Consider the following 22668-nt stretch of genomic DNA (forward strand, 5'->3'; position numbering starts at 1 on the left):
CGTCGCCCCGCCGTAGGGTCACGTCGTGAGCATGGAGTCGGCTGCGTGGACGCAGCTCCACCGACAGATGATGGCGCCCGACGAGCGGCGGGCCTTCAACGCGGCCACGGCTCGGAGGATCCTGGAGTTCGCCCGGCCGCACCGGCGCAAGCTCATCGGGTTCGTCGTGCTGAGCGTCGTGAGCGCCGCGCTGGCCGTGGCGACCCCGGTGCTGGCCGGGCGGGTCGTCGACGCGATCGTCGGGGGCGACGCGGTGCACGTGGTGGTCCGGCTCTCGTTGGTGATCGCCGCGATCGCGATCGCGGACGCCGCGATCGGGCTGGGCACCCGCTGGCTCTCGGCGCGGGTCGGGGAGGGGCTGATCCTGGACCTGCGCGCGGCCGTCTTCGACCACGTCCAGCGGATGCCGATCGCGTTCTTCACCCGGACCCGGACCGGCGCCCTGGTCAGCCGGCTCAACAACGACGTGATCGGCGCGCAGCGCGCGTTCAGCACGACCCTCTCCGGCGTAGTGTCGAACGCCGTGATGCTGGTCCTGACGCTCGTGGTGATGCTCGGCATCTCCTGGCGGGTGACCCTGCTCGCGCTGGTGCTGCTGCCGGTCTTCTTCGTGCCCGCGCGGCGGATCGGGCGCCGGGTGGCGGGGATCCAGCGCGAGGCGGCCGAGCACAACGCCGCGATGGGCAACCAGATGACCGAGCGGTTCTCGGCGCCGGGCGCGACCCTCGTCAAGCTGTTCGGGCGCCCCGAGCAGGAGTCCGCGGAGTTCGCCGCGCGGGCGCGCCGGGTGGCCGACATCGGGGTGCGGACGGCGATGGTGCAGACGACCTTCGTGACCGCGCTGACCCTGGTCTCCGCGCTGGCGGTCGCGCTCGTCTACGGGCTCGGCGGCTACTACGCCCTGCGCGGCAGCCTCGACGCGGGTGACGTGGTGGCGCTGTCCCTGCTGCTGACGCGTCTCTATGCCCCGTTGACCGCGCTGGCGAGCGCCCGCCTGGAGATCATGGGCGCCCTGGTCAGCTTCGAGCGGGTCTTCGAGGTGCTCGACCTGGAGCCGCTGATCCAGGACCGGCCTGACGCGCGGGCGGTCCCGGAAGGGCCGGTGGCCGTCGAGTTCGACGACGTCCGGTTCGCCTATCCGGCCGCCGACCGGGTGTCGCTCGCGTCGCTCGAGGCCGTGGCGACGCTGGACACCCGCGGGGGCGAGGAGGTGCTCCACGGCGTCTCGTTCCGGGCCGACCCGGCGCAGGTCGTGGCGCTGGTGGGCTCGTCCGGCGCCGGGAAGTCGACGATCGCGCAGCTGGTCTCCCGGCTCTACGACGTCGACTCCGGGGCCGTCCGGCTCGCCGGGGTCGACGTACGCGACCTGACGGCGGCGGCGATCCGTGGCGCCGTGGGAATGGTGACCCAGGACGGCCACCTGTTCCACGACACGATCCGCGGGAACCTGCTGCTCGCCGACCCGGACGCGGGCGAGGACGACCTCTGGGACGCGCTGGAGCGAGCGCGGCTGGCGGACCTGGTCCGGTCGCTGCCCGACGGACTCGACACGGTCGTGGGGGAGCGCGGCTACCGGCTCTCGGGTGGCGAGCGTCAGCGGCTCACCATCGCGCGGCTGCTGCTCAAGCGGCCACGGGTGGTGATCCTGGACGAGGCGACGGCCTCCCTCGACTCGACCTCGGAGGCGGCCGTCCAGGCGGCGCTCGCCGAGGCCCTCGCCGGGCGGACGGCGATCGTGATCGCCCACCGGCTCTCGACGATCCGCGCCGCCGACCTGATCCTCGTCGTCGAGGACGGCTCGATCGTCGAGCGCGGCACGCACACCGAGCTGCTCTCCGCCGGCGGCAGGTACGAGGAGCTGTACCGGACGCAGTTCGCCGGCGACGAGGACCCCGGCGCGTTGACCGGCACCACCAGGTAAGATATCTTGATGTCAAGATAAAGCGCGTGGGTGGCAGGATGACCGTGCACGGGCAAAGGTCGACGAGGACGGAGACGCGGGATGGCAAGCCAGGACAGCTTCGGAGCCAAGAGCACGCTGGAGGTGGGCGACTCGTCGTACGAGATCTTCCGTCTCGACGCGGTGACCGGGGAGGGGCTCGACGTCGCCTCCCTGCCGTACTCGCTCAAGGTGCTCCTGGAGAACCTGCTCCGCACCGAGGACGGCGCCGACATCACGGCCGACGACATCAAGGCCCTCGCGGGCTGGGACGAGAACGCGGACCCGGACAAGGAGATCCAGTTCACGCCGGCCCGGGTGATCATGCAGGACTTCACCGGCGTGCCGTGCGTCGTCGACCTCGCCACCATGCGCGAGGCGATGGCCGAGCTCGGCGGTGACGCCTCGAAGATCAACCCGCTCGCGCCGGCCGAGATGGTCATCGACCACTCCGTGATCGCCGACGTCTTCGGCAACGCCGAGGCGTTCCAGCGCAACGTCGACATCGAGTACGAGCGCAACCGCGAGCGCTACCAGTTCCTGCGGTGGGGTCAGGGCGCCTTCGACGACTTCAAGGTCGTGCCGCCGGGCACCGGCATCGTGCACCAGGTCAACATCGAGCACCTGGCCCGCACGGTCTTCACCCGTGAGGTGGACGGTGTCACCCAGGCCTACCCCGACACCTGCGTCGGGACCGACTCCCACACCACGATGGTGAACGGGATCGGCGTGGTCGGCTGGGGCGTCGGCGGCATCGAGGCCGAGGCCGCGATGCTGGGCCAGCCGGTGTCGATGCTGATCCCGCGCGTCGTCGGCTTCAAGCTCAACGGCGACCTGCCCGAGGGCGCCACCGCCACCGACCTGGTTCTCACCATCACCGAGATGCTGCGCAAGCACGGCGTGGTCGGCAAGTTCGTCGAGTTCTACGGACCCGGCGTCTCCGCCCTGCCGCTGGCCAACCGCGCCACGATCGGCAACATGAGCCCGGAGTTCGGCTCCACCATCGCGGTGTTCCCGATCGACGAGGAGACGGTCAAGTACCTCAAGCTCACCGGCCGCTCCGAGCAGCAGCTTGCGCTGGTCGAGACCTATGCCAAGGAGCAGGGGCTCTGGCACGATCCCGCCGCCGAGCCGCGCTTCTCCGAGCGACTCGAGCTCGACCTCGCGACCGTCGTCCCGTCGCTGGCGGGTCCGAAGCGTCCGCAGGACCGGGTCTCGCTCTCCGAGGCCAAGGAGGCCTTCCGCGGCGCCCTGACCGACTACGTCGACACCGGCGACACCGACGAGCAGGACACCAAGGGCTACGACGAGGAGGTCGAGGAGTCGTTCCCGGCATCCGACGTGCCCTCGCACAACGGCAACGGCTCGGCTCCGCCCAAGGACTACGTCTCGGCGGCCCCGACCGACGGCGGCCGCGCGAGCAACCCGGCGATGGTGACGCTCGAGGACGGCACGACGTTCGAGCTCGACCACGGTGCCGTGACGATCGCAGCAATCACCTCCTGCACCAACACGTCGAACCCCTCGGTCATGATCGGCGCGGCGCTGCTCGCCAAGAACGCGGTCGAGAAGGGCCTGCAGCGCAAGCCGTGGGTCAAGACGACGCTCGCCCCCGGGTCGAAGGTCGTGTCCGACTACTACGAGAAGGCCGGCCTCACGCCGTACCTCGACAAGCTGGGGTTCAACCTGGTCGGCTACGGCTGCACGACCTGCATCGGCAACTCCGGTCCGCTCATCCCCGAGGTCTCGGCGGCGGTCCAGGAGAACGACCTCGCGGTCGTCTCGGTGCTGTCGGGCAACCGGAACTTCGAGGGCCGGATCAACCCGGACATCAAGATGAACTACCTGGCGTCGCCTCCGCTGGTGGTCGCCTACGCGCTGGCCGGCTCGATGGACGTCGACCTGTTCAACGAGCCGCTCGGCCAGGACAGCGACGGCAACGACGTCTTCATGAAGGACATCTGGCCGTCCGCGAAGGACGTCGAGGAGGTGATCGCGGGCGCGATCACGTCGGAGATGTTCTCCACGGACTACGCCGACGTGTTCGCCGGCGACGAGCAGTGGAAGTCGCTGCCCACGCCGGAGGGCAAGACGTTCGCGTGGGACGAGGAGTCGACCTACGTCCGGAAGCCCCCCTACTTCGACGGCATGCCCGACGAGCCGGAGCCGGTCACCGACATCGAGGGTGCGCGGGTCCTGCTCAAGCTGGGTGACTCGGTCACGACCGACCACATCAGCCCGGCGGGCGCGATCAAGAAGGACTCGCCCGCGGGCAAGTACCTCGCGGAGCACGGCGTCGAGCAGCGGGACTTCAACTCCTACGGCTCGCGGCGTGGCAACCACGAGGTGATGATCCGCGGCACGTTCGCGAACATCCGGCTGCGCAACCAGATCGCTCCCGGGACCGAAGGAGGCTTCACCCGCGACTTCTCCGCGTCTTCGGCGGACGACGCCCCGGTGACGACCGTCTACGACGCGTCGGTGAACTACCAGGAGGCCGGCACCCCGCTCGTCGTGCTGGCGGGCAAGGAGTACGGCTCCGGCTCGTCGCGCGACTGGGCGGCCAAGGGCACCTCGCTGCTGGGCGTGAAGGCCGTCATCGCGGAGTCCTACGAGCGGATCCACCGCTCCAACCTGATCGGCATGGGTGTCATCCCGCTGCAGTTCCCCGAGGGCGAGAGCGCCGAGTCGCTGGGCCTGACCGGTGAGGAGACGTTCTCCATCTCCGGCATCACCGCGCTCAACGACGGCGACACCCCGCGGACGGTCAAGGTCAGCACCGACGGCGGCGTCGAGTTCGACGCCGTGGTGCGGATCGACACCCCCGGCGAGGCGAACTACTACCGCAACGGCGGCATCATGCAGTACGTCCTCCGGTCACTCCTCAAGGGCTGACACCAGCCCCCCGACGGCCCGTCACCCGCGTGGTGGCGGGCCGTCGTCACGCCCGGATGCCACGATGGAGCCCATGCGCATCGCGAAGATCCTCGGTACGACGGCGCTGGTCGCCGTTCTCGGCCTCGCCGCCGGTTGCGGCGGCGAGGACAACCCGGAGGCGGGCACGACCCCCTCGGCGCCCGACACGATGACCACCTCGCCGGCCCTGCCGCCGGCCACCTCCAGCGCGCCGACGCCGACGCAGGGCTCCTCCTCGCCGAGCGCCTCGTCGTCGACCGCGTCGACATCGAGCGCGCCGACGTCGTCCGCGCCGCCCGTCGACATCGGCCAGCCGCCGACGACGTACGTCCAGGCGCAGGCGCACGTCCAGGCCGCCCGCAGTGACGGCAGCACCAGCTCCCTGAGCCGGTTCTCGACGCCGGGCGACTCGATCTACTGCGTGCTGAAGAGCAAGTACCTGGCGCCGTCCTGCGAGCTGCGCTCCGGCGCCATCAAGGACCCGCAGGTCTGCGCGAAGGCGCCGAGCCAGTTCGTCGGCCGGGTGTCGATCCGGAAGTCCGGCGCCGAGCCCGAGTGCAACACCGACACGATCCGCCAGCCCGGCGCCGACACCGTCCAGCCCACCACGCTGGTCACCTCCGGGAACATCTCCTGCGTCGTCGAGCAGATCGGTGTCACCTGCATCGACAGCTCCCTCCACAAGGGCTTCTTCCTGACCCCGGGCGCCTACAAGGTCTTCTGACCGGGCTGGGGGACCGCCGGCGGCGGGTCACTGCGGCGCCCACGGGTCGTCGGAGGGGACCTCTGGGTCTCGTGACGGTCGCTGCGCGACCTCCTCGACCACCGGGGTGTCCGGTCGCTGCGCGACCTCCTCGACCACCGGGGTGTCCGGTCGCTGCGCGACCTCCTCGACCACCGAGGTGTCCGGTCGCTGCGCGACCTCCTCGACGGGCTCGGCTGGTTGTTCCCCGGTGGTCGAGGAGGTCGCCCTGGCGACCGTCACGAGACCCGTAGGCTCCGCCGGCTCGTCGGTCCGCAGGGCGCCTCGAGCCTTCCTCGCCGCCCAGCTCCTGCTCGCGAGGTCGCCCAGGTCCTCGGTGCGGCCCTCGATCAACGCCTGACGCTTGGCCCGTCCCCAGCCCTGGACGCGCTTCTCGAAGGCGAACGCCTCGTCGACCCGCGCGAACTGTGCACACCACACCAGCTCGACCGGCCGTCGCCGGCGGGTGTACGCCGCCCCGACGCCCTCGTTGTGCTCCCAGATGCGCCGGTCGAGGTCCGTCGTGCTTCCGACGTAGTACGAGCCGTCTGCGCACTCGACGATGTAGGTCCATGCCATCCCGGGAGGGTGAACCGTGACGGGGTGCGGGGCAAGGGCGGCTTGCCGTGCCTGTGGATGAACGGGTCTCGTGACGGTCGCTGCGCGACCTCCTCGACCACCGGGGTGTCCGGTCGCTGCGCGACCTCCTCGACCACCGGGGTGTCCGGTCGCTGCGCGACCTCCTCGACCACCGGGGTGTCCGGTCGCTGCGCGACCTCCTCGACCACCGCGGCGGTTCGGGGGCCGCTAGCGTTGGGGCATGCTCGTGGCCTTCAGCATCGCTCCGTCAGGTTCGTCCGACGACAACGGCTCGGTGGCCGAGGCGGTGGCGGCGGCGATCCGGGTCGTGCGCGACTCGGGGCTGCCCAACGAGACCAATGCGATGTTCACCAATGTCGAGGGGGAGTGGGACGAGGTGATGGACGTCGTGAAGCGCGCCGTCGATGCCGTCGCGGCGGTGTCGCCGCGGGTCGCGCTCGTGCTCAAGGCGGACATCCGGCCGGGCTACGACGGCCAGATCACCGCGAAGGTCGACCGGGTCGAGCAGGTCCTCGCGCGGGAGGACTGAGCATGGACTCGGAGACGCGGAGCTACCGCACCGGCGGCGAGGACGTGGTCCTCGACATCACCCGTGACTGCGCGGCGTACGTCGACGGCCGCGGCGACGGCCTGTTGCACGTGTTCGTGCCGCACGCGACAGCGGGCATCGCGATCATCGAGACCGGCGCCGGCAGCGACGAAGACCTGATCGCGGCGCTGGGCGACCTGCTCCCGGCCGACGACCGCTGGGTCCACCGGCACGGCTCGCCCGGGCACGGCCGGTCCCACGTGATGCCGGCGCTGGTGCCGCCGTACGCCTCCGTGCCCGTCCTCGGCGGGCGGCTCGCTCTCGGTACCTGGCAGAGCATCTGCCTGGTCGACCTCAACGTCGACAACCACCACCGCGAGGTGCGGTTGTCGTTCCTGGCAGGCTGAGCCGGTGCCCCAGCAGTTCGCCTGCGTGATCCTCGTCGACCCGCGCGGCTGGCTGCTGCTCCAGGAGCGCGACGAGCACCCGGTCATCGACCCCGACATGTGGGGGTTCGTCGGAGGCCACGTCGACCCGGGCGAGGAGCCCGACCAGGCGGCCTACCGCGAGCTCGAGGAGGAGACCGGGGTCCGGCTGGAGCCGCCCGCGTTGCCGCGGTGGCGGGTCTTCGAGGTGTTCCACCCCGCCTACGACTCCCTCGACGAGGCCTTCGTCTACACCGCCCGCACCGAGCTCACCGACGCCGACATCGTGTGCGGTGAGGGTCGACAGATCGTCTTCGTCGACCCGAGCCGGCTCGGCGACCTGCCCCAGACGGGGTCGGCGCGCCTGATCCTGCCCGACTTCCTCGCCTCCGACCGCTACGAGGAGCTGTGCCGATGAGCAAGCTGACCGTGTTCCCCGTCCCCGGCCCGGGAGCCGAGGACGTCGTCGTGGCGCCCGACGGCCCCGACGAGGGCGCCGTCTTCACCGGCACCGAGGACGGCGCGATCTTCCGCGTCTCCCACGACGGCCGGAAGGTGGACCGGGTCGCCCACACCGGAGGCCGCCCGCTGGGGATCGAGTACGTCGACGGCCGGCTCCTGGTCTGCGACGCCCGGCGCGGGCTGCACTGGGTCGACCCCCGCACGGGCGGCGTCGACCTCATCACCGACCGGGTCGCCGGGACGCCGATGCGGTTCTGCAACAACGCCGCGGTCGCGGCCGACGGGACCGTCTGGTTCAGCGACTCCTCGACCAAGCACGGCATCGACCGGTGGAAGGACGAGATGGTCCAGCACACCCGCACCGGCCGCCTGCTGCGGATGGAACCCGACGGCACCATCACCACGATGGTCGACGGCCTCGCCTTCGCCAACGGCGTCGCGCTGGCGGCCGACGAGTCCTACGTCGCCGTCGCGGAGACCGGCGCGCGCACAGTGGTCCGGCTGTGGCTCACCGGTGAGCGCGCGGGCGAGCGCGAGCTGCTCTGCTCGGACCTGCCCGGCTATCCCGACAACATCGCGCGCGGGAGCGACGGGCTGATCTGGGTCACGATCGCCAGCCCGACCGACCCGGTCGTCGAGCGGGTCCAGCGCGGCCCGATGGCGCTGCGCCGGGTCGTGACCAAGGTCCCCGAGCCGCTCCAGCCCAAGCCCAAGCAGACGGTCCGCGTGCAGGCCTACGACGACGCCGGCACACTCGTCCACGACGTCGACGTCGCCGCGGAGGACCGCGGTTCGCCGTACCACATGGTCACCGGGGTCAGGGAGCACGACGGCCGGGTCTGGATGGGCAGCCTGCACGAGCCCGCGATCGCGCTCTACCACCTCTGAACGCCTAAACTGCTGACCATGTCCGTCCTCGACCAGATCTCAGGACCGCACGACCTCCGCGGGCTGTCCGAGGACCAGCTGACCACGCTCGCGGGGGAGATCCGCGACCTCCTGATCACGACCGTCGCCACCAACACCGGGCACCTCGGGCCGAACCTCGGCGTCGTCGAGCTCACCCTCGCGATCCACCGCGTGTTCGACTCCCCGCACGACAAGGTGGTCTTCGACACCGGCCACCAGTCCTACGTGCACAAGCTCGTCACCGGACGGCACGGCGACTTCGGCACCCTGCGCCGCGAGGGTGGGATGAGCGGCTATCCGAGCCGCGCCGAGTCCGACCACGACCTGGTCGAGAACTCGCACGCGTCCACCGCGCTCTCCTACGCCGACGGTCTTGCCAAGGCCTACCGGATCCGGGGCGAGGACCGCCACGTCGTCGCCGTCATCGGCGACGGAGCGCTGACCGGCGGCATGGCCTGGGAGGCCCTGAACAACATCGCGATCCAGCACGACAGCCGGCTGGTGATCGTCGTCAACGACAACGGCCGGTCCTACACGCCGACCATCGGCGGCCTCGCGACGGCGCTCGCCGGGCTGCGCACGAACCCGCGCTACGAGCAGGTGCTCGACATGGTCAAGCGCCGCCTCAACGCGGTGCCGGTCGTCGGCCCCACCGCCTACGACGCGCTGCACGCCGCGAAGAAGGGCATCAAGGACGCCGTCGCGCCGCAGGGCCTGTTCGAGGACCTCGGCCTGAAGTACGTCGGCCCGATCGACGGGCACGACCGCGCGGCCATGGAGCACGCGCTCGAGCAGGCGAAGAAGTTCGGCGGGCCGGTGATCGTGCACGCGATCACCCGCAAGGGCTTCGGCTACGACCCGGCCGAGCGGCACGAGGCCGACCAGTTCCACGCGCCCGGCCCGTTCGACGTCCAGACCGGCGCGGAGAAGCCGAAGGGCCCGATCTGGACCGACTACTTCGCCGACCACGTCGTCCAGCTCGGCGAGCGCCGGCCGGACGTCGTCGCGATCACCGCGGCGATGATGCACCCCGTCGGGCTGGACAAGTTCCAGGCCCGTTTCCCCGAGCGCACCTTCGACGTCGGCATCGCCGAGCAGCACGGCGCGACCTCGGCCGCGGGCCTCGCGATGGGCGGGCTGCACCCGGTCTTCGCGCTCTACGCGACCTTCCTCAACCGCGCGTTCGACCAGGTGCTGATGGACGTCGCCCTCCACGAGTGCGGGGTGACCTTCGTCCTCGACCGCTCCGGCGTCACCGGCGACGACGGCGCGAGCCACAACGGCATGTGGGACATGTCGGTGCTCCAGGTGGTGCCGGGGCTGCGTCTCGCCGCCCCGCGTGACGTGACCCGGATGCGCGAGCTGCTCGACGAGGCCGTCGAGGTCTCCGACGCCCCGACCGTGGTCCGGTTCCCGAAGGGCCCGCCGCCGGAGGACATCCCCGCGCTCGACCGGGTCGGCGGCTGTGACGTGCTCGTGCGCGAGGGCGAGCGCGACGTGCTCGTCGTGTCCGTGGGCGCGATGGCCGGCACCGCCGTGGACGTCGCCACCCGGCTCACCGATCAGGGCGTGGGCGTCACCGTCGTCGACCCCCGGTGGGTCAAGCCGGTCGACCCGGCGCTCGTCGAGCTCGCCGCCGACCACCGGCTGGTCGTGACGATCGAGGACAACGGCGTCATCGGCGGGGTCGGTGCCGTGCTCCTGCAGACGCTGGCCGAGGCCGGCGTACGCACCCCCGTTCGGCTGCACGGCATCCCGCAGCAGTTCCTCGACCACGCCAAGCGCGCGGTGATCCTCGACCGGATCGGGCTGTCCGCTCAGGCGATCGCTCTCGACACCCTCCACCACGTCACCGCCGACAGCCCCGACCACGCCTTCCTCGACGTCGACGGGACCCGATGAGCAAGTGACGCGCCCGCACCCGGCGCGCGCACTTCCTCCGCTGCTCGCACTGCTCCTCCTGCCGCTGGTCGCCTGCTCCGACGACCCGCCGCACTACAGCTACGACGCGGCTGCGGACGCCGCCCACGGCATCGACCGGATCCTCCGGGCGCGGGAGCGGGCGGTGCGCAGCGGCAACGAGGACGACTTCCTCAGGACCGTGGTCGCCGACCCCGCCTTCGAGGAGGAGCAGACGACGTACTTCGAGAACCTGGAGCAGCTCCCGGTCGGCACCTTCCGCTACCGCCTGGACCGCAGCAGCCTCGAGCGGAACGGCGACACGAACGGCTACTGGGGCGAGGTCGAGGTGACCCTGCGGCTCCAGGGCTACGACGTCGCGCCGGTGCGCACCCGGGACCGGCTCCTGTTCCAGCCGGGGCGCGGGGGCAAGTACCGGCTGGCGTCGGCCACCGACAAGAGCTGGGAGCAGGCCCACCTCACCGGCAGCCAGCCCTGGGACATCGAGAAGATCGACGTGCGCGAGGACCCCGGCGTGCTCGGCATCTTCGACGACCAGACGGTGTCCGACGCGACCACGGTCCTGGCAGCGGTCGAGTCGGCCGTCGACGACGACACCGAGGTGGTGCCGGTCGACAAGGTCCCGGGTGTCGTCGTCTACGCCACCTCGGACCCGTCGTACCTCAGCGAGCTCGCCGGGCTCCCCGGCGGCGACCCGGAGCAGATCGACGCCCTCACGGTGCCGGTGCCGGTCGACATGTCCGATCCCGACAGCCGGATCGCGTCCTACCGGGTGATGCTGAGCGAGGACATCCTCGGCCAGGACCCCGAGTCGTTCGGCCGCCTCGTGCGGCACGAGCTGACCCACGTGCTGCTCGGGCGCCGCGGGCACGGCGCTCCGCTGTGGCTGACCGAGGGGATCGCCGAGTACGTCTCGGTCCAGCCGATGCCCGAGTCGGAGCGTCAGCTGCCGGCCGGGGCGATGACGCTGGTGGCCGGCGGCCTGAGCGAGCTGCCGAGCGACGAGGTGTTCAGCGGGCCCGACGCGCGTGCCTGGTACGCCGTCGCGTGGTGGATCTGCGAGTACGTCGCCCGCGACTACAGCCAGTCCACGCTGTTCTGGCTGCTCGACGAGCTGTCCGGAGGCACCGACCCGACCGAGGTGCTGCACCGCGTGCTCGGGCTCACCTCCGCGGAGCTCGCGCAGCGCGGCGCGGCGCTGATGGTCAGCACCTACGGCTGAGGTCTCGTGACGGTCGCCAGGGCGACCTCCTCGACCACCGGAAACGGCCACTAGGGTTGGACGCGTGACCGCCCCGACCCCGCGCCTCGTCCACATCGTCGACGACGTCCCCGAGCTGTCGGGAACGGACTCGCTGACGATGGTGGTCGCGCTGGACGGGTTCCTCGACGCCGGCAGCGCCGGCGCGGTCGCGTGCCGGCACCTGGTCGCCGCGGGCGCCAGCGGAGGCGGCGTCGTCGTCGCGACGTTCGACGTCGACGAGCTCCACGACTACCGCGCCCGCCGACCGGCGATGTCGTTCGTGCGCGACCACTACGAGCAGTACGACGCGCCGCGGCTCGTCGTGCGGCTGCTGAAGGACGCGGGCGGGACGCCGTACCTCCTCCTGCACGGCCCCGAGCCCGACACCCGGTGGGAGGCGTTCTGCCGCGCGGTGAAGGAGGTCGTCGACCGGTTCGGCGTCACCCTCGTCGTCGGCATGGGGGCAGTGCCGATGGCCGTCCCGCACACCCGGCCGATCGCGATCACCCACCACGCCAACAACCCGGACCTGCTCACGGGCGCCAGCCCCTGGCGCGGCGAGCTGCGGATCCCGAGCAGCGCGCAGGCCCTGCTCGAGCTGCGGCTGGGGGAGTGGGCCATCGACGCCCAGGGTTTCGTCGCCCACGTGCCGCACTACCTCGCCCAGCTCGACTACCCGCGCGCGTCGATCGCGCTGCTGGAGCACGTCGAGCTCGCGGGCCGGCTCACGATCGACCTGTCCGACCTGATCGCGCTCGCCGAGGACCGGGACGAGGAGGTCGCGCGCTACCTCGCCGCGAACACCGAGGTGGGCGAGGTCGTCGCCGCGCTGGAGCAGCAGTACGACGCCTTCGAGCGCGCGGAGGAGTCGGGCTCGAGCCTGCTGGCCGAGGACCGGCCGCTGCCGACGGGCGAGGAGATCGGCCGCCAGTTCGAGCGGTTCCTTGCCGGGCTCGACCCCGAGGAGGAGGAGGGTCGTGAGTGACCAGGACGCGGCCAACCTGGTGGCGCTGCTCGACCTCGAGGAGCTCGACGTCGACCTGTTCCGCGGGAAGCAGCCGGACACCGTCCGCCAGCGGGTCTACGGCGGCCAGGTCGCCGCGCAGGCGCTGATCGCCGCCACCCGTACCGTCGACCCGGGCTACCAGGTGCACTCGCTGCACTCCTACTTCCTGCTGCCCGGCGACTACAAGGTGCCGATCATCTACGACGTCGAGCGGATCCGCGACGGACGCTCGTTCCTGACCCGGCGCGTGGTCGCGCGTCAGCACGGACGGGCGATCTACTACCAGACCGCGAACTTCCAGCGTCCCGAGGAAGGTCTCGAGCACCAGGACCGGATGCCCGACGTGAAGCCGCCCGAGGAGGGCGTCGACATGTTCGACCTGATGAAGGAGCGCGGCTCCGACGACGGGCTGAGCAGCGAGTGGGCCGCCCTCGCGGTCCGCTGGATCGGCAACTCCTCCTACGGGCTCGCCGAGGACCTCGACCGGCCCTCGAAGACGCTGCTCTGGGTGCGGATCGACGGACAGCTGTCCGACGACCCGATCGAGCACCTCGCGACCTTCACCTACGCCAGCGACGTGTCGCTGCTCGGCGCCGCGCTCGCCGCCCACGGCTCGGACCCCACCAACATCCAGATGGCGTCGCTCGACCACACCATCTGGTTCCACCGGCCCTTCCGCGCCGACCAGTGGTGGCTCTACGACCAGTGGTCGCCGTCCGCCGGCGGCGGACGCGGGCTCTCCCTCGGCCGGGTCTTCACCAGGGACGGCACGCTGGTCGCCACGGTCGCCCAGGAGGGCCTGATCCGGCCGCGGACGGGCTGACCTGCGCCGAACCGCTCCGCGGGCCCACCGTGCGGTGCTACGTTCCGCAGGCTCTGTCTTTCTCTCCGTGGGGTCCGCCATGCCCGTTCGTAGGTCGCTCGCGCCCGTCGCGATCCTGTTCGCTCTGCTCTCGTTGCTCGCACTCCCCGGCACCGCGCACGCCGCCGGCACGCAGGTGACCGTGACGGTCACCGGCGTCCAGACCTACGGCGGCCAGCCGACCTTCTCGGGCACGACGGGCGTCGCCGGCGTGACCGTCTCGGGGATGACCTGCACGGGCCTGACCGGCGGCACGCCCATCGCGCCGACCCTCGCAGCCCTGGGCACCTACACGATCGACGGCTCGACCTGCAGCGGCGGCGTCCTGTCCAACCAGAGCTACACCATCTCCGGGTACTCCGGCGGAAGGCTCACGGTCAACCGCGCGGCGCTGACGGTGACCGCCGAGAACAAGACCCGCCAGTACGGCGACGCCAACCCGCCGCTGACCTACACCGTCGCGGGCTTCGTCAACGGGGAGGGCTCCTCTGTCCTCAGCGGCTCGCCCAACCTGAGCACCAACGCGACCACCACCTCGGCCCCGGGCGACTACACGATCTCGGTCTCCAAGGGCTCGCTGACGGCGACGGCGAACAACTACGTCGTCAACACGTTCGTGCCGGGCAAGCTGACCGTCCAGCAGAAGCAGGTGACGATCTCGGTCACGGGGGCGCAGACCTACGGCGGGCCGCCGACGTTCACCGCGACGACCGGCGTCTCGGGAGTGACCGTCAGCAACGTCACCTGCGCGAAGCTGTCCGACGGCACGCCGATCGCGCCGACGCTGGCAGCCTCGGGCTCCTACACGATCGACGGCGCGACCTGCACGGGAGACGTCGCGTCCGGACCGAACTACACGATCGGCGGCTGGTCGGGCGGCAAGCTCACCGTGAACCGCGCGGCGCTGACGGTGACCGCGGACGACAAGACCCGCCAGTACGGCGACCCGAACCCCTCGTTCACCTACACGGTCACCGGGTTCGTGAACGGCGAGGACTCCTCGGTGCTGACCGGGTCACCGAACCTCGGCTCGAGCGCGACGGTCAACTCGGCGCCGGGCGACTACCCGATCTCGATCCTCAGGGGCTCGCTCGCGGCGCCGGCCGGCAACTACGTGCTCAACACGTTCGTGCCGGGCAAGCTGACCGTGCAGCAGAAGCAGGTGACGATCTCGGTCACCGGGGTGCAGACCTACGGCGGCCAGCCGACGTTCACCGCCACGACCGGTGTCTCCGGGCTCACGGTCACCCACGTGAGCTGCACCAAGCTGTCGGACGGCACGCCGATCGCGCCGACCCTGCAGGCGCTCGGGAGCTACACGATCGACGGCGCGACCTGCACCGGGGACGTCCCGTCGAGCCCGAACTACACCGTCGCCGGCTGGGCGGGCGGCAAGCTGACGGTGAACCGCGCAGCGCTGACCGTGACCGCCGACGACAAGACCCGCGACTACGGCGACCCCAACCCCGGCTTCACCTACACGGTCACCGGCTTCGTCAACGGCGAGGACGCGTCGGTGCTGACGGGCTCGCCGAACCTCGGCACGAGTGCGACGGCCGGATCTGTTCCGGGCGACTACCCGATCGCGATCCTGAAGGGCTCGCTGGCCGCGCCGGCGGGCAACTACGTGCTCAACACCTTCGTGGCGGGCACCCTCACCGTGAGCCCCAAGCCCGTGGCGGTCGCGGTCACGGGGGCGCAGACCTACGGCGGCGCCCCGCTCTTCGCGGGCTCCACCGGCGTCGCCGGTCTCACGGTGTCCGGCGTGTCCTGCGCGAAGCTGGCCGACGGCCGGGCCGTCGCCCCCGACCTTCCGGTGGCCGACGACTACGCGATCGACCCGGCGTCGTGCACCGGGGGCGTGCTGTCCAGCACCAACTACACGATCGGCTCCTACACGCCCGCGACGCTCGACGTCTCGAAGGCGGCGCTGACCGTGACCGCGGACGACGAGCACCGGACCTACGGGTTCGCGAACCCGCCGCTGGGCTATGCGATCACCGGCTACCAGAACGGCGAGGACGCCTCCGTGGTCAGCGGCGCCCCGACCCTCTCCACGACGGCGGTCGTCAAGAGCGACGCCGGCAGCTACCCGATCGACATCGCGGCGGGCACGCTGAGCGCCGCCAACTACCGCTTCGTGCTGGTGCCGGGCACGTTCACCATCGACAAGCGGCAGCTGACCGTCGCGGCCGACCCCGCCACCCGCGGGTACGGCGAGGCGGACCCCGCGTTCAGCGCGTCGTACACCGGCTTCCGCAACGGTGACACCGCGGCCGACCTGACCGGTTCACCCGCGTTCAGCACGTCGGCCACCGCCGCGTCGCCGCCGGGGGCCTACCCGCTCGACGTCGCTGTTGGGACGCTCGCCTCGCCCAATTACGCCTTCACCGGGTTCACGAGCAGCACGCTGACGATCGTCCCGACGACGCCGGCCATGACCACGAAGAAGATGCGCAACGGCGTCCTCTCGGCGACCCTCACCTTCGGCACCGCGCACACGCCCGTCGCCGGCGCGACCGTCACGTTCACCGTCGGCAACGGCACGAACCTGGCCTGCACGGCGGTCACCGACGCGAGCGGCACCGCCGAGTGCACGGCGTCCGGCCTCGACCGCACGCTGATCCAGCTCGCCGGCTACACCGCGCACTTCGCAGGGTCACCCGGGCTGCTGCCGGTCGACAGGCACCAGGGGATCCTCTGACCGGGTAGGCCTCAGAGCGACGAGGTACGCCCCAGCAGGTGCGGGGCGCCGCTCTTCGGGTTGACCAGGGTGAAGTTCCATCCCGTGTCCGTCTGGTCGGCGCCGAACTGCGCCTTGCCGGGCAGGAAGATCGGCTTCTTGAACGCGACCTCGACCTGCACCGCGTCGGGCAGCCGGTTCTCCAGCGCCGCGATGCAGCGGGCCTTGCTCCACATGCCGTGGGCGATGTGGCGAGGGAAGCCGAGCGCCTTCGCGGTGAGCGGGTGGAGGTGGATCGGGTTGCGGTCGCCGGAGACGGCGCCGTAGCTGCGTCCGAGGTTCTCCGGCAGCGACCAGACCGGACCCTTGGCCTCGACCGGTGCCAGGGACATGCCGGGGTCACCGTTCTCCTTGTCGCCCTTGCCGACCCGCAGGTACGTCGACACGGACTCCCAGACCACCTCGTCACCGACGGTGGCGGTCACGTTCATGTCCCAGGCACGGCCCTTGGTGCTGGCCCGCAGGTTGTCGGCCCGGAGGCCGAAGCTCACGACCTCGCCGATCGCCACCGGACGGTGCTGCTTGATCGTGTTCTCGAGGTGCACCGAGCCGATCGCAGGGAACGGGAACGACGGGTCGGTCATCAGCGCCATGTGGAGGGGGAACGCCAGCATGTGCAGGTAGGGGACCGGCGCCACGTCCTTGGTCGGGAAGCCGCACACCGCCGCGTAGCGGTCGACCTCCGCGCGGGTGACCGGCACGTCCTCCCGCCGGAGCTCGAGGTCCGGCAGCGCGCCGCCGGACTTCTTCACGCCGGGGATCTGGTTGACGCCCGGGACCGCCGGGAGCGCGGCCTTGAGCATCGTGCCCAGGCCGCCGCCACCCTGGATCGTCTTGACTGCAGCAGCCATGTCAGGCGCCCAGCATCATCTGGCCGCACACGCGGACCACGTTGCCGTTGACGGCGGTCGACCCTGCGGACGCGAACCAGGCGATCGCCTCGGCGACGTCGACCGGCAGTCCGCCCTGCGCCATCGTGTTGAGGCGCTGGCCCACCTCGCGGCTGGCCAGCGGCATCGCGGCGGTCATCTGGGTGATGATGAAGCCCGGCGCCACGGCGTTGATCGTGATCCCGTCCTTGAGCTCGCCGGCGAGCGAGTCGACGAAGCCGATCACGCCGGCCTTGGAGGCGGCGTACGACGTCTGGCCGAGGTTGCCGGCGATGCCCGCCATCGAGGACACGCCGATGATCCGGCCGTTGGCGTTGATGACGCCCTGGCTCAGCAGCTCCTGGGTGATCAGCTCGGGGGCCTCGATGTTGATCTCCAGCACCTTGCCGAAGCGTTCCGGCTTCTGGTTCGCCAGCTTCTTGTCCATGGTGACGCCGGCGTTGTGCACCACGATGTCGACGCCGCCGTGCTTCTCCTTGAGGTGGTGCGCGATGCGCTGCGGCGCGTCCGGGGCGGTGATGTCGAGCGTCAGCCAGTCGCCGTCGATCTCCTTCATGACCTTCTGGAGCTCGTCTGCTGCCTGCGGCACGTCGAGCCCGACGACGGTCGCGCCGTCGCGGTGCAGGACCCGGGCGATCTGCTCGCCGATCCCGCGGCTGGCGCCGGTGACGAAGGCGACCTTGCCGGCCAGCGGCTGGGTCCAGTCGGCGACCTCGACCGCCTTCTTCTCGTTGTGGGCGCCGATGCGCGCCACCTGGCCCGAGACGTACGCCGTCTTCGGGCTGAGCAGGAAGCCGAGCGTGGACAGGATCGAGCCCTCGTAGCCGGGGGCGACGTAGACGAGCTGAACCGTGCCGCCCTTGCCGATCTCCTTGCCGAGGCTGCGGGTGAACCCCTCGAGGGCGCGCTGCGCGACCCGCTCGCGGCCCTCGACCAGCTCCGGCGGCGTGCCGATCACGACGACGTGCGGGCACGTCTCGAGGCTCCGCAGCACGGGCGTGAAGAACTCCTGCAGCTCGACCAGCTGCTCGCTGGCCGTGAGGCCGGTGGCGTCGAAGACCAGGCCCTTGTACTTCTCGCCCTCCGCCTGCTGGCTCGCACTGGCGATCCCCAGGACGTCGAGCAGGCCCGGCAGGGACTCGGCCACGCGACCGCGACCACCGACCAGGACGGTGCCCCTCACGAGCGGGTCGCCGGCGGAGTACCGCTCGAGCTTGGTCGGGTTCGGGAGTCCGAGGTTCTTGACGAGCAGCTTGCCGATCGGGGTCGAGACGAAGCCCTGGTACTTGTCAGTCATGGTCCTCATGTAACTACTTGTGTAACTGTGAGTCCACATTTCGTGATCTGCCCCTCAAAGTGTTCTCTCAGCGGGGCCTGCGCGTGAGGATAGGACGCATGGCAAACACTGTTCGCCGGGTGGCCGTTCTGGGCGGCAACCGGATCCCCTTCGCTCGCTCCAACGGCGCCTACGCCACGGCCTCGAACCAGGAGATGCTGACCGCTGCCCTCGACGGGCTGGTGGCGCGCTTCGGTCTCGAGGGTGAACGGCTCGGGGAGGTGGCAGGTGGCGCGGTGCTCAAGCACAGCCGCGACTTCAACCTGGTCCGCGAGTCGGTGCTCGGCACCAAGCTCGCGCCGGAGACCCCGGGCGTCGACATCCAGCAGGCGTGCGGCACCGGCCTGCAGGCGATCAACTACATCGCCAACAAGATCGCGCTCGGCCAGCTCGACTCCGGCATCGGCGGCGGGGTGGACACCACGTCGGACGCCCCGATCGCGATCTCGGAGAAGCTCCGCAAGAAGCTGATCAAGATCAACAACGCGCGCACGACCAAGGACCGGCTGGCGGTCCTCGCCTCGATCCGCCCCGGCGACATCGGCCTGGCGATCCCGTCCAACGGCGAGCCGCGCACCAAGCTGTCGATGGGTGATCACCAGGCGCTCACCGCGCTGGAGTGGCAGATCACGCGCGAGGCGCAGGACGAGCTCGCGGCGACGTCGCACCAGAACATGGCGAAGTCCTACGACGAGGGCTGGCAGGACGACCTGGTCAGCCCCTTCCGCGGTCTCGAGCGCGACAACAACCTGCGCGGCGACTCCACCGTGGAGAAGCTCGCCAAGCTCAAGCCGGTCTTCGGCAAGGGCGAGGCCGCCACGATGACCGCCGGCAACTCGACGCCGCTGACCGACGGCGCGTCCGCGGTGCTGCTCGGCTCGGAGGAGTGGGCGCAGGAGCACGGCCTCGAGCCGCTGGCCTGGTTCGTGGACTCCGAGGTCGCCGCCGTCGACTTCGTCAACGGCAAGGAGGGCCTGCTGATGGCCCCGGCCTACGCCGTCCCGCGGATGCTCGCGCGCCACGGCCTGACCCTGCAGGACTTCGACTACTACGAGATCCACGAGGCGTTCGCCTCGCAGGTCCTCTCGACGCTCGCCGCGTGGGAGAGCCCGGTGTTCTGCAAGGAGCGTCTCGGCCTCGACGCCCCGCTCGGCTCGATCGACCGCAGCAAGCTCAACGTGAAGGGCTCCTCGCTCGCCGCGGGCCACCCCTTCGCCGCGACCGGCGGCCGGATCGTCGCCAACGCCGCCAAGCTTCTCGCGGAGAAGGGCTCGGGCCGGGTGCTGATCTCGGTCTGCGCCGCCGGCGGCCAGGGCGTCGTCGCCATCCTGGAGCGCTGACCCACCTCATCCCGCCGACCCGTCGCAAACTTTGCGCCGGGTCGGCGGCTTTTTCGCGCCAGTTTGCGCCGGGTGGCTTCAGGCGGTGCGGGTCGTCGCGGGGGTGAGCAGGGCGAGGGCCGAGGTCACGAGGTACTTGCGGACCTGCTCGGGGGTGACCTGGCCGACCGTGGGGACGCCGGGGGCGGCCTCGTGGACCAGGATCCCCAGCCGAGCGAGCTGCAGCGCGCCGAGGCCGCTGGCGTAGAGGGTGTTGGCGAGCAGCACGGGATCGTCGGCCACCTCGAAGGCGCCGTCCTCGACGCCCTTGGCCAGCACGCCGGAGAAGATCGTCAGGCACGAGGTGATGCCGCGGCCGAGCCGGAACAGCGCGCCCTCGGAGATCTCGTCGAGCAGCTCGTCGCCGGGACGGATCATCAGCGCCTGGGCGCAGTCGACGAAGGCCGGGTGCGCGACGCCGTAGTCGACGAAGGCGCCGACGACGGCCGCGAGCTTGTCGGTGGGGGAGTCCTCACCGTCGGCGGCCTCCTGCAGGCTCTCCCGCAGCTCGTCGAGGTAGCCGACCAGAGTGAGCGCGAACAGCTCCTCCTTGCCGGTGAAGTGCCGGTAGACGATCGCTCGGTTGATCCCGACCGCCGACGCGATCTCCTCGATCTGGACGTCGCGGACACCCTTGGTGTCGAACAGGTTGCGGGTCGCCGCGATGATCTGCGCCTCGCGGGCACGGCGGCGTGCGGCCGCTGCCTTGCGGCGCCCGTCCACCTTCCCGGGCTCTGCTGGAGTCGCCATGGCGGCACTGTACGTGATGTGCAACTCGGAGTTGCACTACTGTGACACGTTCCTCTTCGGGCTCACGGCAAGGGTCGTGCCCTGCACCGCGAAGGCCACCGGTCGGCCGCCGGGCGTCTCCGGGAAGGCGGCCGCGAGCTCGTCCAGCGCGGCGTCGGTGCGGTCGGGGTGGTGGTGCGTGAGCACGACGCGGCCGACGCGGCAGTGGTCGGCGTACCCGAGCGCGGCGGGGACGGTGGTGTGGCCGTACGCGGTTGCGAGCAGCTGCTCGGAGGCGACGAACTGGCCGTCGTGGAGCAGCAGGTCCACGCCGTCGGCGATCGCGGCGCCGTCGGTACCGCCGTCGAGCAGCAGGTGGTCGGGGAGGTACGCCGCCTGCACCCCACCCGGCTCGGCGACCCGGAGCCCGTAGGCGACGCCGCCCTTGTGCCGGATCCGGCGCGCGGACACGGCGAACCGGTCGTCGTCGAGCGCAACGGGGCCGGGCAGCAGCGGCACGAACTCCCACTCCCCGAGCAGCTCGTCCGGCCCGATGGGGAAGTGCGGCGGCGACATCGCCCGGCGCAGCACCTCGAGCGGATCGGCGCCGGCGTCCGGCACCGGGACGTGCAGCCGCACCCGGGACTCCGGGTGGTCGACCGCGCCGCTGAAGGGGAGTCCCTGGACGTGGTCCCAGTGCAGGTGGGTGAGCACGACGTCGCCCCGGAAGGGGCGCCCGTCGAGGAGGGTGCCGAGCCGGCGGAGGCCGGTGCCGGCGTCGAGCACGAGGGCAGGGGGCTCGCCGGGGGCGGAGACCGCGACGCAGCTCGTGTGCCCGCCGTAGCGGACGAAGTCGGCACCGGGTGCGGCCGTGGAGCCGCGGACGCCGAGCAGGGTCAGGTTCACTTCTCCTCGCGGCGGTGCCCGCCGGACAGCTCGTCGAGCGCGTCCCGGTCGACCGCGTCCGCCGGCGCGACGGCCACCCGGACCGCCGTGAGGGCGCGCAGGGTGGAGGTCCGCGGCCGGTTCTCCAGGAACGCCCGCTCGCCGACGACGGCGCCGGGACCGAGCACGCCGACGGCCTCGCCGTCGACGGACACCTGGAGCACCCCGTCGAGGACCAGGAACAGCTCCTTGCCCCAGTCGCCCTGGTCGACGAGGGTCTCGCCGACCTTGACCTCACGGATCTTCGGCTTCGCGGCACCGTGCATGAGGACCTGCGACAGCTGGCGCTCCAGGGCACTCTCGGCCTCCGCGACGACCACCGGTGAGTCCTGGTCGCCCCACGGCGTCGCCTGCCAGGAGGGCTGTCCGAGCCACTCGGCCCAGTCGGCCACCCCGGCCTTGAGCGCGAGGTCGTCGCGGTCGTCGTACACCCAGTGACGGGGGAACGGGCTCGCGCCGATCAGCTCCACCTCGGAGCGCCCGTCCGCGTGCAGGGTCAGGCGGAGCGTCGACCACACGAGCGGGGACTGCATCCGCACGAACGGCGGCTTGGAGACCCGGCGCGGCAGCGGCAGCGCGGTGCGGCCGCCGGAGGTCTGGGTGAACCGCACCCAGCCCTCGCCGACCTCGGGCTCGGGGCGCAGGTCCGGCATGGTGACCGCCGCGAAGGTGACACCGGCGCCGGCGACCTTGACCGTCGTCGCGCCCATCACGACGCCGCCCTCCTGCTCGAAGCCGACGACCCGGTCGCCGTCGAACTCCGCCCAGCCGGCGATCCGGTTCGCGAATCGGAACGCGTCGGCGTCACGCATCGCGGAGAGGTCGTCGATGTGCGGCGGGGGCGGCGTGTCGTAGTGGCTGACACCGGAGGCGAAGGCGCCCTTCATCATTCCCTTGACGGCCTCGGACGGGATCCAGGAGACCGAGGTCGCGTGCCCCGCGACCCGCGTGGTGTTCGTCGTACCGGACATGTCCAGGACGCTAGGCGCGCGGCGGCGCACCCGGCAGGGCGGCACCATGCCAAGCGGGGTGTGGCTAACCGCCCCCTTTCTGTGGTCCTGGCACCGTGGCCGCCGACACCCGGTTCGCGGGG

19 protein-coding genes are annotated in these 22668 nt (G+C 71.3%); 13 read left to right on the forward strand and 6 right to left on the reverse strand.

Annotated features, from left to right (window positions below):
- The first annotated feature begins 31 nt into the window (after positions 1 to 31).
- The 3 genes from ABD709_RS19300 (at position 32) to ABD709_RS19310 (ending at position 5579) form a co-directional block, all read left to right on the forward strand.
- The gene (locus ABD709_RS19300) at positions 32 to 1921 is read left to right on the forward strand and encodes an ABC transporter ATP-binding protein (protein ID WP_344778638.1); all 1890 of its coding nucleotides are present in this window, start codon (positions 32 to 34) and stop codon (positions 1919 to 1921) included.
- Between the two features lie 81 nt (positions 1922 to 2002).
- A complete protein-coding gene (locus ABD709_RS19305; protein WP_344778513.1) occupies positions 2003 to 4834 on the forward strand; it encodes an aconitate hydratase in 2832 nt (943 codons plus the stop codon).
- A gap of 73 nt (positions 4835 to 4907) precedes the next feature.
- Entirely contained in the window at positions 4908 to 5579 is a 672-nt protein-coding gene (locus ABD709_RS19310; RefSeq protein WP_344778515.1) for a hypothetical protein, read from the forward strand.
- A 27-nt stretch (positions 5580 to 5606) separates the two neighbouring features.
- On the opposite strand, the gene ABD709_RS19315 is transcribed toward ABD709_RS19310, so the two are convergent.
- Positions 5607 to 6176: a GIY-YIG nuclease family protein gene (locus tag ABD709_RS19315; protein ID WP_344778517.1), complete on the reverse strand. Its 570-nt coding sequence runs from the start codon at positions 6174 to 6176 to the stop codon at positions 5607 to 5609.
- Positions 6177 to 6417: 241 nt separating this feature from the next.
- Here ABD709_RS19315 and ABD709_RS19320 point away from each other — a divergent pair, with 241 nt between their 5' ends.
- The 9 genes from ABD709_RS19320 to ABD709_RS19360 all read left to right on the forward strand — a co-directional run bounded on the left by ABD709_RS19320 (position 6418) and on the right by ABD709_RS19360 (position 16257).
- Positions 6418 to 6726, forward strand: a complete 309-nt coding sequence (locus ABD709_RS19320) for a thiamine-binding protein (RefSeq protein WP_344778519.1) — start codon at positions 6418 to 6420, stop codon at positions 6724 to 6726.
- Between the two features lie 2 nt (positions 6727 to 6728).
- Complete coding sequence (locus ABD709_RS19325) at positions 6729 to 7133, forward strand: YjbQ family protein (protein WP_344778521.1); 405 nt, start codon at positions 6729 to 6731, stop codon at positions 7131 to 7133.
- Between the two features lie 4 nt (positions 7134 to 7137).
- Positions 7138 to 7569 carry an NUDIX domain-containing protein gene (locus ABD709_RS19330; protein WP_344778523.1) on the forward strand — a complete coding sequence of 144 codons (432 nt, stop codon included), beginning with the start codon at positions 7138 to 7140 and terminating at the stop codon, positions 7567 to 7569.
- On the forward strand, positions 7566 to 8501 hold the full coding sequence (locus ABD709_RS19335; protein WP_344778525.1) for an SMP-30/gluconolactonase/LRE family protein: 936 nt from the start codon (positions 7566 to 7568) through the stop codon (positions 8499 to 8501). The genes ABD709_RS19330 and ABD709_RS19335 overlap by 4 nt, the downstream gene beginning before the upstream one ends.
- An 18-nt stretch (positions 8502 to 8519) precedes the next feature.
- The gene (gene dxs, locus ABD709_RS19340; protein WP_344778527.1) at positions 8520 to 10424 is read left to right on the forward strand and encodes a 1-deoxy-D-xylulose-5-phosphate synthase; all 1905 of its coding nucleotides are present in this window, start codon (positions 8520 to 8522) and stop codon (positions 10422 to 10424) included.
- Positions 10425 to 10428: 4 nt separating this feature from the next.
- Positions 10429 to 11664, forward strand: a complete 1236-nt coding sequence (locus tag ABD709_RS19345) for a hypothetical protein (protein WP_344778529.1) — start codon at positions 10429 to 10431, stop codon at positions 11662 to 11664.
- Between the two features lie 64 nt (positions 11665 to 11728).
- Positions 11729 to 12670: a PAC2 family protein gene (locus ABD709_RS19350; RefSeq protein ID WP_344778531.1), complete on the forward strand. Its 942-nt coding sequence runs from the start codon at positions 11729 to 11731 to the stop codon at positions 12668 to 12670.
- A complete protein-coding gene (locus tag ABD709_RS19355; protein WP_344778533.1) occupies positions 12663 to 13514 on the forward strand; it encodes an acyl-CoA thioesterase in 852 nt (283 codons plus the stop codon). Before ABD709_RS19350 ends, ABD709_RS19355 begins: the two co-directional genes overlap by 8 nt.
- A gap of 79 nt (positions 13515 to 13593) precedes the next feature.
- Positions 13594 to 16257 (forward strand): MBG domain-containing protein, encoded by a 2664-nt coding sequence (locus tag ABD709_RS19360; RefSeq protein WP_344778535.1) that lies wholly within the window; start codon positions 13594 to 13596, stop codon positions 16255 to 16257.
- A gap of 11 nt (positions 16258 to 16268) precedes the next feature.
- Here the strand turns inward: ABD709_RS19360 and ABD709_RS19365 are convergent, their stop codons facing one another.
- Both ABD709_RS19365 and ABD709_RS19370 read right to left on the reverse strand, forming a co-directional pair.
- Entirely contained in the window at positions 16269 to 17147 is an 879-nt protein-coding gene (locus ABD709_RS19365; RefSeq protein ID WP_344778537.1) for a MaoC family dehydratase, read from the reverse strand.
- 1 nt (position 17148) lies between these two features.
- Positions 17149 to 18483 (reverse strand): 3-oxoacyl-ACP reductase, encoded by a 1335-nt coding sequence (locus ABD709_RS19370; protein WP_344778539.1) that lies wholly within the window; start codon positions 18481 to 18483, stop codon positions 17149 to 17151.
- Positions 18484 to 18581: 98 nt separating this feature from the next.
- Between ABD709_RS19370 and ABD709_RS19375 the strand changes: the two genes are divergently transcribed.
- A complete protein-coding gene (locus ABD709_RS19375; RefSeq protein ID WP_344778541.1) occupies positions 18582 to 19862 on the forward strand; it encodes an acetyl-CoA C-acetyltransferase in 1281 nt (426 codons plus the stop codon).
- A 78-nt stretch (positions 19863 to 19940) separates the two neighbouring features.
- Here the strand turns inward: ABD709_RS19375 and ABD709_RS19380 are convergent, their stop codons facing one another.
- Genes ABD709_RS19380 through ABD709_RS19390 form a run of 3 tightly spaced genes read right to left on the reverse strand, consistent with a single transcriptional unit; the run spans position 19941 to position 22546 of the window.
- Positions 19941 to 20651: a TetR/AcrR family transcriptional regulator gene (locus ABD709_RS19380; RefSeq protein WP_344778543.1), complete on the reverse strand. Its 711-nt coding sequence runs from the start codon at positions 20649 to 20651 to the stop codon at positions 19941 to 19943.
- A gap of 36 nt (positions 20652 to 20687) precedes the next feature.
- Positions 20688 to 21536: an MBL fold metallo-hydrolase gene (locus tag ABD709_RS19385; protein ID WP_344778545.1), complete on the reverse strand. Its 849-nt coding sequence runs from the start codon at positions 21534 to 21536 to the stop codon at positions 20688 to 20690.
- The gene (locus tag ABD709_RS19390) at positions 21533 to 22546 is read right to left on the reverse strand and encodes a cyclic nucleotide-binding domain-containing protein (RefSeq protein WP_344778547.1); all 1014 of its coding nucleotides are present in this window, start codon (positions 22544 to 22546) and stop codon (positions 21533 to 21535) included. Before ABD709_RS19390 ends, ABD709_RS19385 begins: the two co-directional genes overlap by 4 nt.
- Positions 22547 to 22668 lie beyond the last annotated feature (122 nt).

This window comes from Nocardioides panacisoli, from assembly GCF_039537325.1.
GTDB classification, from domain to species: Bacteria; Actinomycetota; Actinomycetes; order Propionibacteriales; family Nocardioidaceae; genus Nocardioides; species Nocardioides panacisoli.

Coding starts and splice junctions, on each gene's coding strand:
- ABD709_RS19375 (WP_344778541.1), top strand. CDS start 18,582: ATGGCAAACACTGTTCGCCGGGTGGCCGTTCTGGGCGGCAACCGGATC.
- ABD709_RS19390 (WP_344778547.1), bottom strand. CDS start 22,546: ATGTCCGGTACGACGAACACCACGCGGGTCGCGGGGCACGCGACCTCG.
- ABD709_RS19315 (WP_344778517.1), bottom strand. CDS start 6,176: ATGGCATGGACCTACATCGTCGAGTGCGCAGACGGCTCGTACTACGTC.
- ABD709_RS19325 (WP_344778521.1), top strand. CDS start 6,729: ATGGACTCGGAGACGCGGAGCTACCGCACCGGCGGCGAGGACGTGGTC.
- ABD709_RS19320 (WP_344778519.1), top strand. CDS start 6,418: ATGCTCGTGGCCTTCAGCATCGCTCCGTCAGGTTCGTCCGACGACAAC.
- ABD709_RS19335 (WP_344778525.1), top strand. CDS start 7,566: ATGAGCAAGCTGACCGTGTTCCCCGTCCCCGGCCCGGGAGCCGAGGAC.
- dxs (WP_344778527.1), top strand. CDS start 8,520: ATGTCCGTCCTCGACCAGATCTCAGGACCGCACGACCTCCGCGGGCTG.
- ABD709_RS19305 (WP_344778513.1), top strand. CDS start 2,003: ATGGCAAGCCAGGACAGCTTCGGAGCCAAGAGCACGCTGGAGGTGGGC.
- ABD709_RS19370 (WP_344778539.1), bottom strand. CDS start 18,483: ATGACTGACAAGTACCAGGGCTTCGTCTCGACCCCGATCGGCAAGCTG.
- ABD709_RS19365 (WP_344778537.1), bottom strand. CDS start 17,147: ATGGCTGCTGCAGTCAAGACGATCCAGGGTGGCGGCGGCCTGGGCACG.
- ABD709_RS19380 (WP_344778543.1), bottom strand. CDS start 20,651: ATGGCGACTCCAGCAGAGCCCGGGAAGGTGGACGGGCGCCGCAAGGCA.
- ABD709_RS19300 (WP_344778638.1), top strand. CDS start 32: ATGGAGTCGGCTGCGTGGACGCAGCTCCACCGACAGATGATGGCGCCC.
- ABD709_RS19360 (WP_344778535.1), top strand. CDS start 13,594: ATGCCCGTTCGTAGGTCGCTCGCGCCCGTCGCGATCCTGTTCGCTCTG.
- ABD709_RS19310 (WP_344778515.1), top strand. CDS start 4,908: ATGCGCATCGCGAAGATCCTCGGTACGACGGCGCTGGTCGCCGTTCTC.